Origin of the sequence: Leptobacterium flavescens (assembly GCF_010671605.1) — a bacterium.
GTDB lineage: Bacteria > Bacteroidota > Bacteroidia > Flavobacteriales > Flavobacteriaceae > Leptobacterium > Leptobacterium flavescens.
The window spans coordinates 705,096-719,848 of record NZ_JAABOO010000002.1; the positions used below are offsets into that span (position 1 = coordinate 705,096).

At 40.9% G+C, this 14,753-nt stretch carries 8 protein-coding genes; 1 reads left to right on the top strand and 7 read right to left on the bottom strand.

Annotated elements, in window-relative coordinates; translation table 11 throughout:
* Window positions 1-99: 99 nt before the first annotated feature.
* The 3 genes from GWK08_RS10780 to GWK08_RS10790 all read right to left on the bottom strand — a co-directional run bounded on the left by GWK08_RS10780 (window position 100) and on the right by GWK08_RS10790 (window position 8,112).
* The gene (locus GWK08_RS10780) at window positions 100-3,309 is read right to left on the bottom strand and encodes a S41 family peptidase (protein ID WP_163607158.1); all 3,210 of its coding nucleotides are present in this window, start codon (window positions 3,307-3,309) and stop codon (window positions 100-102) included.
* A 207-nt stretch (window positions 3,310-3,516) separates the two neighbouring features.
* On the bottom strand, window positions 3,517-6,387 hold the full coding sequence (locus GWK08_RS10785) for a M16 family metallopeptidase (RefSeq protein WP_239524901.1): 2,871 nt from the start codon (window positions 6,385-6,387) through the stop codon (window positions 3,517-3,519).
* A 186-nt stretch (window positions 6,388-6,573) separates the two neighbouring features.
* Entirely contained in the window at window positions 6,574-8,112 is a 1,539-nt protein-coding gene (locus GWK08_RS10790) for a YifB family Mg chelatase-like AAA ATPase (RefSeq protein WP_163607160.1), read from the bottom strand.
* Window positions 8,113-8,357: 245 nt separating this feature from the next.
* Between GWK08_RS10790 and GWK08_RS10795 the strand changes: the two genes are divergently transcribed.
* Window positions 8,358-8,510 (top strand): hypothetical protein, encoded by a 153-nt coding sequence (locus tag GWK08_RS10795; RefSeq protein WP_163607162.1) that lies wholly within the window; start codon window positions 8,358-8,360, stop codon window positions 8,508-8,510.
* 71 nt (window positions 8,511-8,581) lie between these two features.
* On the opposite strand, the gene GWK08_RS10800 is transcribed toward GWK08_RS10795, so the two are convergent.
* The 4 genes from GWK08_RS10800 to GWK08_RS10815 form a co-directional block, all read right to left on the bottom strand.
* Window positions 8,582-10,426, bottom strand: a complete 1,845-nt coding sequence (locus tag GWK08_RS10800) for a CocE/NonD family hydrolase (RefSeq protein WP_163607164.1) — start codon at window positions 10,424-10,426, stop codon at window positions 8,582-8,584.
* A 198-nt stretch (window positions 10,427-10,624) separates the two neighbouring features.
* A complete protein-coding gene (locus GWK08_RS10805) occupies window positions 10,625-12,595 on the bottom strand; it encodes a protein-disulfide reductase DsbD family protein (protein WP_163607166.1) in 1,971 nt (656 codons plus the stop codon).
* Window positions 12,595-13,908 (bottom strand): tRNA lysidine(34) synthetase TilS, encoded by a 1,314-nt coding sequence (gene tilS, locus GWK08_RS10810; RefSeq protein ID WP_163607168.1) that lies wholly within the window; start codon window positions 13,906-13,908, stop codon window positions 12,595-12,597. Before tilS ends, GWK08_RS10805 begins: the two co-directional genes overlap by 1 nt.
* Before the next feature lie 3 nt (window positions 13,909-13,911).
* Complete coding sequence (locus GWK08_RS10815) at window positions 13,912-14,739, bottom strand: alpha/beta hydrolase (RefSeq protein WP_163607170.1); 828 nt, start codon at window positions 14,737-14,739, stop codon at window positions 13,912-13,914.
* Window positions 14,740-14,753 lie beyond the last annotated feature (14 nt).

Sequence of the window (14,753 nt, forward strand, 5' to 3'; positions counted from 1 at the left end):
AGTTAGTGCTTTAATAATGATTAAAGCTACTATTAAGTTTTAATAAATAAAAGGATTCCTAATAAAAAACCCTGACGATAAATGTCAGGGTTTTATTTTTTAATTTCCGAGTTGTTTCAGAAGTTCATCAACTGCTCTCTTTAATTGGGTATCCTTTCCTTTGGCCTTATCATCCGGAGCATTGTCTACTTCTATATCCGGTACTGCCGGCCCGAGTTCCATATTAGATTGGGTAGCTTTTACGTACCATCCCCTAAACGGCATTCTCACCGCAGAACCATCTATCAGCCCTCTTCCTCCTGTCGAGATCACAGCCCCGAAAGTAGATTCTCCTACCAGTTTACCTATTCCAAGGGTTTTATAGGCATGTGCAAATATCTCTGCGTTGGAATAACTTCTGTGGTTACTTAATGCAATAGAAGGTTTGGTCCAGGCAGCCAGTGGAAGCCTTTCACTGAAGGGATAGTGATTGATAAATTTACGGTGTTCCCTTTCCAGGTTCTTTGCTGCTCCCCTTGGAACCGTATAGGCATGTTGCCGTACATTCAGGACTGCCATTAAATAATCTGTAGTCCATCCTCCTCCATTATATCTCACATCTATAACAATTCCTTCTTTTCCATGTCCTGCTGCTGCAAGTTCTCTTTCGAATCGCTCAAAGGAAGGCCAGTTCATTCCCTGGATATGAATATAACCGAGTTTACCTCCAGAATATTGATCTGTGAGACGTTTTCTCTCCTTTACCCAGGCATTGTAATTCTCCACACGGTTATTACCCTTAGGCCTGATTATAATTTCTTTAGTGGTATTACCTCTTCTTACTTCCAGGTATATCTTTTCATTGGAAGTTCCCGTAAATAAGCTGTAAAAGTTAGTATCGGAAGAAAGTTTAGTTCCGTTAACGGAAAGTATTATATCTCCCTGATTGATCTTACTCACTACGCGGTCTCCCGGCATACTCGGAGTTACCGATGTTACTTTTACACTCCCGTTGGACTGAGGTTCGATCTCCACTCCTAATAAACCGGTTATTTCTCTCTGAAGGTCCTCTCTTACTTCACCTCCTCTAAGTCCCATATGACTGGCATTGATCTGTCCGAGCATCCAGTTAAAAACGGTTTGGAAATCCCTTCTGGTAGAGGCTTTCATAGCCAAAGGCTTATATTTTCTCTTTAGAGCTCCCCAATCCTGCCCGTGAAAATTCGGGTCGTAAAAACCATCATTGATCCCTTTCCAGGCTTCATCGAATATCTGAGCAGATTCCTGCGGATAATTAATATCCATTCTTGCCAGAATAGGAAGGCTTTCGGTTTTGTCATTCGACAGATTGATCCTTGCAAGGCTCCCTCTTCGGCGGGTCAGATAAAGCTGGGATTGCTTTTTGTTTGCCACAATATTTGAAGGCCCGGTATTCCCCTTGGTAACTGCCTTTCTCTCGGTTCCGTCCCATTTTATTTTAAACAGATCGGATTCTGTCCTGGCATTCCCCCTGCTTCCGTTACCTGTGGTATAATAAATGGTTTTTCCGTCATTGGAAATAAGCTGTGCAAATTCTCCTCCGGTATAGGAAGTTACCTGTACCTGTCTCTCATAGATATTATCGAAATCTATGGTTACAGGCTTAACTTCTTTCTGCCCTTCCTTCTTGTCCTTACTTGCTGTCTTTTCTTCTTTTTCTTCATCCCAATCCTGATTGGTCTTTTCCCAATCGACTTTGTTTAACCAAACAAACCACACATCGTAATCGCCGTTATTTCTGTTGGAGGAAAAGACTATTTTCTTTCCGTCTTTACTCCAGATAGGGCCGAAATCCTGTTTCGGGTGCATAGAAATATTTACGGGTTTTGCAGAGTTATCAGCTTTATGAACATAGATCTCATCGTTAAAATCAAGATCCCCGAGGCTGTAAGCCAGCCATTTGGAATCCGGTGACCAGGAAACCCCTCCGGGAGTATCCCATCCGTCCAGAAGTGTTTTCTGTCCGGATAATTTTCCGTTTTCATCTATGTTAGCAACGATCAGTTTTCCTCTTCCCCTCAGAAAGGCAATAGATTTACCGTCCGGAGATAATATTGGATTACTCTCCTCTTCTTCTGTTCTGGTAATTCTTGTGATCTTTCGCTTAAGTGTTTTAAACAGGTTGGACTCTGACGGGTCGTCAGATTGAACTACATAAAGATCGTTCTGCCCGTCCCTGTCGGATACAAAAAGTAAAGAAGAATCATTCAGCCAGGAGATCATTCTGTCTCTGTACGGAGAGTCTGAAACATTTACCGTCCTGTTCTTTTTCGTGTCGTTTTCGGTAATAAAGATCTCCCCTCTTATCACCATGGCACTGTATTGCCCGTCCGGCGAAGGAGCTACCTCACTTATATTATTCGTATAGTTCCTGTGTACCACAGGATCCAATCTGTAGTCCGATCCTATATTGATGTTGATCTCTCTCGATGCATTCGAAGATGCATCCAGGACATATACTTTGTCTCCTTTTACGGCTACGATATCTTTTCCGTTGGCACTCAGCTTAAAGGAAAATATTCCCATATCGTTAAAAGAACTCACTTGTTCCGGAGATCCCTGCCTTTGTCCATTCTCATTAATTTGAAGTTTGTGAACATTGTATTTCCCGCTTCTTGAAGACTGAAAATAAATAGTGTTGTTATCTCCCCATTGAGGGTAAAAATCATTCCCATCGAAGTTAGTTAACTGAATATAGGAATCGTTTTTAATGTTGTAGAGCCAAAGATCTCTGTTGGCAGGTCCCTGATAAGCTTCTCTTTCCAGGCGACAGGATCCTTTGACAAAGGCGATAAAATTGCCGTTTGGTGACAGAACAGCATCGAACCCAAGAGAGTTCATATATCTGGAAGGTGTTCCTCCCTTTTCATTGATCCTGAAGATCTCATTCTCTCTTTCCACCTGGGCGAAATCCCTTCTTGTGGTGAACAGGATATCTCCGTCTTTTGTAAAATCGGTTATGGCATCAAAAGCAGAATGATAAGTAATCCTTTTGGGAAGTCCGCCAGTAGCCGGAATAATATAGATATCATCATTCCCATACCGGTTACTCTGAAAAGCGATGGATTTTCCATCATGACTCCATAACGGCCTGGTATCATACGCCTCATGAACCGTTACACGCCTCGCATTCTGTCCGTTTATATCGGTGGTCCATATGTCCCCCTGGAAGTTAAAAGCTATAGATCGTCCATCCGGGCTGACGGATGGGAAATTGATCAAAGGGTTCTGTGCGTTCACCGTTCCTATTGCCGATATGGCAATCAGGAAGGCTCTGAAGAATAGTTTCATTAGTTTAGGGTATTTAGTTGATTATAATAAATTTAGCGTCCTAAATTTAACCAAATTAGCAACTGTTCATTTTTATTTAAAAGTTCTTTAACATTCAACTTTCGATTTAAATAGCAGAAGCCATTTTTACTTTAATTTTTAAATTCTGAAAATAAAAAAAGCAGGCATTTTAAAATACCTGCTTTCTTCTGATAAGTTATATCAATATTATTTCAATTCGGCATTCAGGGTCTTATCTACCGGTTTTGCATTTTTATCCAGTAAAATAACCTCATCAAAGCCTGCACTGATAAATTGTTTATACTGTGTTTTGGCATCTCCGACCACCAGATAAGCCATCTTTGTTTCATCGAGATATTTTTGCGCCAAAGCCTTATGTTCTTCCAGGGTCATATTGCTAACAATACTTTCTTCATTACCAATATAATCTCCGGGAAAACCATAAGTACTCATCGTCTGCAACATTCCAAGCAGAGAGCCCTGTGTCTCAAATCTTCGTGCATTCGATTTAATAAGTGCATTCTTGGTGAAATCAAGATCATCCTGAGAAATACCGTCTTTGTATTTTTCTATCTCATTTTTGAAGATCTGAACAGATTCCAGAGTCGTATTTGTCCGTACACTGGATGAAGCGGAAAAAGTACCCGGGATCTTGGTTCCTGAGAATCCTGAACGCGCTCCGTAAGTATATCCTTTTTCCTCTCTCAAGATCAAATTCACATTACCTGAGAAAGATCCTCCCAGCTTATAGTTCATCACTGTAGCAGGGTAGAAATTCTCATCGGTTCTCGCCATTGACAGGTAACCTATATTGATAACCGATTGTTTGGCATCCGGTATATCTACAAAATACAGAGAAGATTTGTTTCGTTCCGGGTTTATTTCATATTCCGGAATGCTAACTTCCTTACTGGCCCACTTAGATTCAAGGCCTTCAAGTGCTTTAAGAGCTTTTTCCTTAGAAATATCCCCAACTACATGGAACCTGCTAATAGAAGGAGAGTAATTTTTATCGTAGAACTCCTTCATGTCATCGATAGTAATGGAACTAACAGATTCTTCCGTTCCTGAGGTCGGATAGGCAAACATGTGCTTTTCTCCGTAAAGAAGCTTGTTAAACACTCTGTTGGCAACCGCATTCGGATTGGCATCAGATCTTTTAATACCGTTTATCGTACTGATCTTAATTCTTTTAAATTCTTCTTCATCCCATCTGGGTTCCAAAAGAATCTCTTCTATCAGTGCCATGGTCTTATCGAAATTACGAACCAAAGTATTTCCTCTGATGGTAATGCTCTCCCTGCCGGTAAACATATTGATAGAAGCTCCCAAAAGTTCTATTTCCTCTTCAAGTTCCTCAGGGGTCTTATTTTTTGTACCCTCCATCATAATATCTGTCATCAGGTTGGCTACCCCTACTTTATCGAAGGAATCCATCAGATGCCCTCCTTCAATTACAAGGCTGAAATTAATGATAGGGAGTTCATTCTGCTCAATTCCGTAAACTTTAAGGTCATTAGACAGGGTTGCTGTCCATGATTCCGGTATATTTAATTTCGGAGCAGGCCCCTGTGCAGGTTCTACAGATCTGTCGAAACTGGCCGGGGTCTTTTTAACCTCATTATCAGCCTGAGCTACTTCAGTCTGAACATTTTCCTTAATAACTTCCTCAACTACCTTAGCTCTTTCGGAATCGTTTGCTGCCAGTTCTGGTTTTCCCTTGGGAACAAAACTTGTCAGTACAAACGGCTTGCCCTTAATGTACTTTTCATAAACCCTCATTACATCTTCCTTGGTAACTGCCTTGATATTTTCAATATCCTGAGTTATAAAACCAGGATCTCCCGTAAAGACATTGTATCGGGCCAGCTGGAAAGATTTACCTAAAACACTGCTGATACCATTGTAGAATCCGGTTTCCAATCCGGCTTTGATCCTTTCAATATCCTTATCCGTAATTCCTTCTTCCTCGAATTTGCTGAACGCCTCAAAAATACCTTGTTCAATATCGTTAAGGTTCTTACCGGCATTGGCCGTGATAATTATCCTGAATTTCCCGGCAACCTCCATAGCACTATTAAAAGCAGTTGTATTGGATGTCAGCTCCTTGTCCTTAACAAGAACTTTATACAGAGGAGCTTTTTTTCCGTCGGCCAGTAATTGCCCTAGAAAATCAAGGGCATAGGCATCCTCATTGTATTGCTCTACTGTAGGCCATACCATATTTAACTGCGCTGTTGTTGCAAAATTATCTTCGTGATACAATCTTTTAGTTTCACTTAGGCTAACATTCTGAACCTCCAGCGGGCTTACCTCCTGCCTTCTTTTGATCTCTCCAAAATACTTTTCGATCAAAGCTTTGGCATCTTCAGTTTCAAAATCACCGGCTACTACCAACGTAGCGTTATTCGGGCCGTAAAACTTATCGTAAAATTCTTTTACATCCTCTATGGTTGCATTCTGCAGATCGACCAATTCTCCGATCACCTGCCAGTTATACGGGTGTCCTTCCGGGAAAATATTCTTATCGATCACCCAATTCGTATGCCCATAAGGGTTATTGTCTACGCGTTGTCTTTTCTCATTCTGAACAACCTCCTGCTGATTCACGAATGCTGCTTCCGTAACCGTATTGATGAGATATCCCATTCTGTCCGACTCCAGCCACATTACCATTTCCATGGCATTCTTTGGCACAACTTCGTAATAAATTGTTCCATCCTGCCAGGTTCCACCGTTAAGTGTTCCTCCGGCATCCTGAATTTTCTTAAAAAACTGATCCTGAGGTACATTTTCAGATTCCTGGAAGAGCATATGCTCAAATAAGTGAGCGAATCCAGTCCTTCCGGCTTTTTCTCTGTTTGATCCCACCCCGTACTGAATTGCGACCGATACGATCGGATCTGACTTATCCTGATGCAGGACTACCTGTAAACCGTTATCAAGTTCATATTTTTCAAATTCAATTGATAACTTACCGTCCTCTCCACCCTTTTCAGGATTTTCACAGGACAACAAGCTTAAAAACAAAAGACCTATAAAGGCCAGGCTCATTGTCCTAAAATCTTTGATTTTCATAAATTATGTGTTTTTGATGTAGTTTGAGCAAGGAAGATAAAGACTTTCTTCAAAAGCTATAAGAATTTAACTATGACGGAAGAAAAATTAACATTATTTTAAAACATATAAATTACGAAGCTAAACACCTCTTTTTCAGCCAATATCCTTTAAATACAGTGCATGGCTTGAGCCTGAAAGATTGAATTACCCCAGCCATCCCTCTCTGTCCAGACTTCGGTACTGAATGGCCTCTCCTATATGCGAAGCTTTAATATTGTATTCACCTTCCAGATCTGCAATGGTCCTTGCTACTTTTAAAATGCGATCATATGCCCTGGCAGACAATTGTAAGCGCTCCATTGCTTCTTTTAATAATTGTTTGGATTCCTCATCGAGGCGGCAATAAAGTTTAATTTGCCCGGTACTCATCTGTGCATTGTAATGCATATTTTCCAGTTTGCTGAAGCGTTCGGTCTGAATACTTCTGGCTTTGGTCACCCTTTTGCGGATCTCCAGGCTGGCTTCCCCTTCCCTGGCATCACCGGAAAGTTTTTCAAAAGGCACGGGATTTACTTCTATGTGAATATCGATCCGGTCTAAAAGCGGACCCGATATTTTACTGAGATATCGCTGCATTTCTGCCGGAGAAGAAGTTACAGGAGCATTCGGGTCGTTAAAATAGCCTCCCGGACTGGGATTCATACTGGCCACCAACATAAAACTGGAAGGATAGGTGATCGTAAACCTGGCTCTCGAAATAGTCACCTCCCTGTCCTCCAAAGGCTGACGCATTACTTCCAGAACGCTTCTCTTGAATTCGGGAAGCTCGTCCAGAAACAGTACCCCGTTATGAGAAAGAGAAATTTCTCCCGGTTGCGGATAGCTTCCCCCTCCTACCAGGGCTACATCGGAAATGGTATGATGAGGGTTTCGAAAAGGGCGTTGTGTCATCAGCCCTGAATTCCCGGTCTTCCCGACTACACTATGTATCTTGGTAGTCTCCAGGGCCTCGTACAGGGTCATGGGAGGTAAAATACTCGGTAATCTTTTGGCCAGCATTGTCTTTCCAGAGCCCGGGGGACCAATAAGAATGATATTGTGTCCTCCGGCAGCGGCTATTTCCATACAGCGTTTCACCGATTCCTGTCCTTTTACATCCGCAAAATCAAATTCCGGAAATTCAACCTCTTTGTAGAATTTTTCGCGACTGTCAATTTTAAGCGGGGTCAATTCTGCCTTTTCGTCAAAAAAATCAATAACCTCAATAATACTATCCACACCATAGATATCCAGGCCTTCTACCACTGCAGCCTCTGCGGCATTCTCTCTCGGCAGGATAAAGCCCTTAAAACCTTCTTCCTTTGCTTTTATAGCGATGGGCAAAGCTCCCTTTATCGGGTGGAGTCCTCCATCCAGGGATAGTTCTCCCATGATCACAAAATCGCTTACATTCCCTTCTTTTATCTGACCGCTGGCAATAAGTATTCCGATAGCCAGGGTAAGATCGTATGCAGAGCCCTCTTTTCTAAGATCTGCCGGTGCCATATTGAGGGTAATCCTCTTTCCAGGAATACGGTATCCGTTGTTTTGCAAAGCAGCTGCTATCCTGTAGTTACTCTCTTTAATTGCATTGTCGGGAAGGCCTACCAGGTAGTACCCCACTCCTATATCTACATTAACTTCAATAGTGATCGTAGTAGCATCAATTCCGAAAACAGCGCTCCCATAAACTTTTGTCAACATACTCAAATATAATAAAATTCTTACTTTTGAGAATTTGACTCTAAAATGCTACAGAAAAACATCAAAAGAACTACGGTTTATATATAATATTGATTTTCAATATGTTAAATATTAAATTTTCATGTTAAAATTTAGCAAGGTATCTATAATTCCATTTATAATTTTGTTATTATTACAACTCGAAAAAAGAAAAAGAAAAGAAAATTACTACATGTAAATTATTAACCATCAAACTATAATTCATTATGAAAAAAGTAAGTTTAACTTCCAGGTTAAGCCTGAAGAAAAGTGTTGTTTCCAATTTCAAAGCAGAAGAGATAAAAGGAGGACATACGGGTTGCTGCCCGACAGACGGTCCACTGAATACCTGCCCTCCTCCGGGAGCACAATGCTATTAATTGAAAATTAATGATGAGAAAAGGGACTGCCGTGGCAGTCCCTTTTTAGTATGTTTTATTTTTTCCGGTTCTTATTTATTCAAAACCGTAAATTCTATCTGAGAACTGTTATATACTCTATGCGTCTGCTTTTTAAAATCGCTTTCCTTGGCGTAGAAAATATTATCTACAAAAGTCTGCGGGTTCAGATCGATAAGCGGGAACCATGAACTCTGTACCTGTATCTGGATCTTATGCCCTTTCTTAAACGTATGGAACACATCCTGTAATTCAATATTTACGTCGGTTACCTCATTAGGAACAAACGCTTCCGGTTTTTCAAAGCTATTTCTGAATCGTCCTCTCATTACTTCACTTCTTACCATCATATGATAGTTACTCATTTTCAGGTGATCCTGAGTTTCCTTAAAATCCTTTGCATCCGGAGGGAATACATCAATCACCTTTACGATCCAATCGGCATCGGTTCCGGTAGTTGAAACTTTTAGTTTAGCCAGGATATCCCCTGCCAGTGTAACATCATCTTCCAGTACTTCGGTTTCAAAAACAAGTACATCAGGTCTGCGTCCTGCAAAACGCTGATCATCTGTCATATACTTACGCGGAGTAAATACCACCTTTATATCTTCTGAATAAGGAACCGGTTTTTTAGGATCGCTGGTAAACTCCTGGAATGAGATCTCACGGGTAGCCGTTTGTCCTAAACGCTCATTCTGTTGCAGGCTGTATACCTGCTTTGAAGTGTTCTTGGGAGGCCAGTTGGCAAAAGTCTGCCATTCGTTCTTACCTGTGTCATATACATATGCTTCCGGTAAACCTGAATTGTTATCACCTTTCCCTTTCAGGAAGTGATTAAAGAATTTTGTTTCTATTTCATTCTGATAGAACTCAGAGATATTATCGCCGAAATATACATTTCCGACTGCCTGACGTTCTCTGGATCTGGCCCAGTCGCCGTGACTCCAGGGTCCCATTACAATTGTGTTGTAATTGTTGCTTCTCTTTTCGATATTGGAATAGGTATTTAGCGGACCGTAAAGATCTTCCGCATCAAACCAACCTCCAACGATCATGGTAGCAGGTTTTATGTTCTCGAGGTGTTGAATGATCCCTCTGGACTTCCAGAATTCATCGTAGTTCGGATGATCCTTAAGCTGTTGCCAGAAGATATTATCCTCTTTATAGTATTTATCCAGGTTGGAAAGTGGTCCTGCATCCAGGAAAAACTGATACTGATCCTGAGTTCCCAGTTCCGGAAACTTATACCATGCCTCTGTTGTCGGTCCCGGCTTATCGTATCCGAAAAGCGCGGTCACATACCAATAGCTCAGTAAATAAGCGCCATTATGGTGGAAATCATCAAAAAAGAAATCCCCTATACAAGCCTGAGGAGATACCGCCTTTAAGGCAGGGTGATCGGATAAAAGCGAATAGGTTGCATAAAACCCGGGATAAGAGATCCCCCAAACACCAACTTTTCCGTTGTTGCCATCTACATTTTTTACCAACCAGTCTATGGTATCATAAGTATCTGAAGCCTCATCTATCTGCTTTCTCTTCTTTTTGGGAATAAAAGCCCTCATATTATCATAAGTACCTTCACTATTCCATCTTCCTCTTACATCCTGATACACGATAATATTACCCTGCTTCATCAAAGTAGCATTAGGTCCTATTTGCGATCTGAACTGATCGGCTCCGTAAGGCCTGCAGCTATAAGGAGTACGCTGTAATAAAATAGGGTATTCTTTGGAAGTGTCCTTCGGACTGTAAATAGTGGTGTGGAGTTTAACCCCATCTCTCATGGTAATCGTTATTTCCTTTTTGTTGTAATGCTCCTTAACATCATAGGTATTGTTCTGAGCACCGGCAAAATAGGTTGCCATCACAAAAAATAGTAAAAATAATTGTCGCATCGTTTATGTTTTTTGATGCTTAAATATACTTATAATGAACAAGGGATAAAAGTTAAGTTCAGAATAAAGGTGTGATGATAAATCAATTAACAAATTTCCTGTGAGATGTGAGATATGTGTCAATGTTCAATGAACAGTGATCAATTATCAGTTAACAATTACCAATGACCAACAACTAAAAACTAACAACCAAATAAATTAATCTGCTCCGCCGTTCTTAAAATTGTTCAACCCTTGTTCCAGCCAGGCTTTATAGGTAGCTGAATCTGTATATTGCTCCGGAGAGTTCAGTAGTTCCATTTCAGGAGACATCAATACGTAATAGGGTTGAGACGCCGTTTCGAAATTCAGGTATTGAAAAGTAGCCCACTTTTTACCCACCGTTTCGATAGCCCTTACCCTTCCATTGGAATTGAGAAAATCAAAACGTTTATCTTCAGGGAGTTCTTTTCTGTCGTCTACATATAAAGAGATCAGTACGTATTCATCATTCAGGAGTTTGTAGATATCAGGAGTACTCCAGACATTCTCTTCCATCTTTCTGCAATTGACACATGCCCATCCGGTAAAATCGAGCATAATGGGCTTGTTATTTGATTTGGCATAGGCCAGGCCTTCCTCAAAATCCTTAAAACAATTTAACCCCAGAGGGCATTCGCTTTTTTGTTCTACCACACTGTAAAATTCCGGTGGAGGGAATCCGCTAAGCAATTTCAGGGAAGTGAATTTTGCAAGGCCGGATATCAGATATACCGTAAAGGCAATAGTTAATATTCCAAAAGAGATCCTGGAAAAACTCAGTTTACTTTTAGGTCCGTCATGCGGGAACCTCAGCTTTCCGAAAATATAAAGGATCATCAGAATAAAGATCAGGATCCATATTCCGAGGAATACTTCTCTTTTAAGGATACCCCAGTGTGCAACCAGGTCTGCATTAGAAAGGAATTTAAATGCCAGTGCCAGTTCCAGGAATCCTAAAATAACCTTTACCGTATTAAGCCATCCTCCCGATTTTGGCAGGGAATTCAGCCAATTGGGGAATAATGCAAACAGTGCAAAAGGTAATGCCAGCGCAACTCCGAAGCCTGTCATTCCCGCCGATAAATTCGTAGCTACATCACCTTCAGACAGCGTGGTACTTCCGAGAAGTCCCCCTAGAATAGGTCCGGTACATGAAAAGGATACAATGGCCAGGGTAACGGCCATAAAGAATACCCCCAAAAGTCCGCCTACACTCGAAGCTTTATCCATTTTAGCTCCCCAGGATGCGGGTAAGGTCAATTCGTAATAACCGAAAAATGAAAAGGCAAAAAAGATAAATATTGCAAAGAAGAACAGGTTCAGCCAGATATTAGTTGAAATATTATTCAGGATATCCGGATCCAAGGAATCCAGGAAATGAAAAGGAATACTCAACAGAAAATATATAATAATGATAAAGAGGCCGTAGAAAACGGCATTTCGTATCCCTCTGCTCCTGTTATCGGATTGTTTGGTAAAGAAAGAAACCGTTAAAGGGATCATCGGGAAAACACAGGGTGTCAGCAACGCCAGCAACCCTCCGAGAAACCCTAATGCAAAAATACCCCAGAGACCATTCTTGTTCTGAGCTATTTCGTTAGCTCCCTTAATAAGGTTCGGGTTCTTAATATCGAGTTTTAATTGTTTTGAAAGAGCCAGGCTCCTTTCATCTATATTCTTTTCTGCAAGACTCACTTCCGACCCATCCAGGGAAAAGGTAAAATCATTATCGGTAAAAATACAAACCTTATCATCACAAGCCTGATACTCTACCAGAGCTTTAAGGACATTCAGGTTCTCATCCAGAAGTTTTATACGCTGTGTAAACACCGCTTCATGATCAAAAAAGGAGAGGTCTATCTCAAAAATCTGATCGTATTCGGTTATTGACTCGGATTCCTTCATAGGTCCCACCAGTTCAAAGGCATTTGCTTCATTTTCAAATAGGAAGCTCGTGGGAATGGGCCCTCCTTCAACTTCTTCGATTGAATACAGGTGCCATCCGTCCCGGATCGTAGCTTTAAAGATCAGGTCGTATTCTGTATCTGAAATCTTTTTTATGGATTTTTCCCATTGCACAGGGTCGTTTGCCTGTCCGAAAGAAAGGGCACTTATCAGAACGCTGAATATGATTAAAAAAGGTTTCATTAATGCAATTGTATTTTTAATATTTGATTTGTTTTTTCCGTTATCCTATAACGTTGATCTGTTCTTTTTCCTATAATCCAGATGATATCGCCGTTAGCAGAACAAAGCAACCATTGATTTTCCTTGGCGATCAGAGAGAATTTTTCATCCTTAAAAAACTTGCTCAATTTCTTTTTCCCTCCTAATCCAAGTGGATAAAAATAGTCACCATTTTCCCATTTTCTTACGAGCAGGGGGAATTTTAACTTTTCTTTATCAACGTAAATCAGATTATTGTATTGCTCCCCCATCTTCTTTACCGCTTCCAGACTGATATTCAAGGGATAAGTGAGTTTTTCATGCTCCGAATTGATATGATACTCATCTTTCGTTTCATCTTTTCCCTCTATCCTTTCCAGGAGAATATCATCCCTGTCCTTAAGCATTCTGTGAGTAGATGAAAAGAGCTGTTTTCCACTCTGTGCATTCAGCAGATCTGCAATATCATCCCATTGTGTAAAGCCAAAGTCCTTAAAAAGTTCGTACAGGTACGCTTTTAAAGGCTGAAGCTTTTTCAATTCATCAACAGCAATTCTGTATATCTTTTCTTCCTGCCGGAATATGCGTGCCTGTATCTTCCCGATTTCGGTATTCAGGATATCCGCATTCCCTTCCAGATAAATCTGAGTATTTAAAAAATTCTGAAGGAACTGAGGGTGCAACTCTTTAAGCTTAGGAACGATCTCATGCCTGATCTTGTTTCTCAGGTATTTGGTTTCCTGATTACTGCTGTCTTCCCTCCAGGAGATCTTATTTTCTTTGGCGTAGATTTCTATTTCCTTTCTTGAAAAAGGCAATAAAGGCCTTACTCTCTTCTTATTTAACTGAGGGATCCCACTCAGCCCTTCCAGTCCCGTTCCTCTGCTAAGATTAATTATAAAGGTTTCCAGGTTGTCATCAGCATGATGAGCAGTAAGAACATAATCAAACTTCAGATCCGTACAAAGCCTGTCAAACCAGTTGTACCTGAGCTCTCTGGCTGCCATCTGGATAGACAATCCTTCCGTTTCCGCATAGGCCTGAGTGTCGAAATGTTCAATAAACACCTCAACATTATGGTCGTCGGCCCATTCTACAACAAATTGTTCATCTCCATCGCTTTCCTCTCCCCTTAAATGAAAATTACAATGGGCCAGGGTCATATTCATCTCTGCTTTAAGGCATAGATGAGCAAGGACCATACTGTCAAGCCCTCCGCTTACGGCAATAAGCACCCTGCTCTTGCTTAGAAAAGGCAGATCATTTACAATATGTTCTTTAAATTTATCCAGCATTCCTCACTGCAATTTAACATTGATCCAATTAACGATATCTTCCAGGAGTTTTTCCTTTTCTTCGTCGTTGTGAAGTTCATGATAACCGCCTTCATATAATTTAAGGCTGGCGTTTCCTGCCTTCTCATTAAATTCGGCAGTTGCTTTATGATCGATGATCCTGTCTGCGGTTCCGTGCAGTAGGAGCATTGGTGCTTCTAACTCTCCAGCTTTAGAAAGAGCCCATTCTCCCGCTTCCATAACCGGGAAAGAGAAATTAGGACTTATCCTGTCGTGAACCAAAGGGTCTTCTTTGTATTTATTTACTTCGGAAACATCTTTGGAAATTGCCTCCACCTCCAGTTCTGTGGGTAGAGTTATGGAAGGAGCAATTCGCTGCAAAAGCTTTCCTATACTTATTTTCCATCCCGGAGGTTGAAAAGCCAGTTTTAAAAAGGGACTGGTGGCAATAGTTCCCACTATTTGAGGTTTATGACGGAGGGTGTAATTAATGACCACATTTCCTCCCATACTATGGCCGTACAGGAATAAAGGAACATTTTCGAACAAGGCTTTTGCTTTAGCGAGCATTTGATCTACCAGTTCCATAATAGCTTCATAACCCGGGCAATGCCCACGTTTTCCACTGCTTTTTCCATGACCGAAATTATCAAATGTAAGTACGGCAATTCCATTTTTAAGCAGTTCAGGGATCACATAATCGGTATAACGGGTGGAGTGCTCTCCCATTCCGTGCACCAGTACTACCGCTGCTCTCATGTTTTGAGTTTTCCAGTATTGTGCAAACAGCTCGTATTGCTTATATCGAAAATTAAACTCCTGATGTTCCATACTTAACCTTCCGT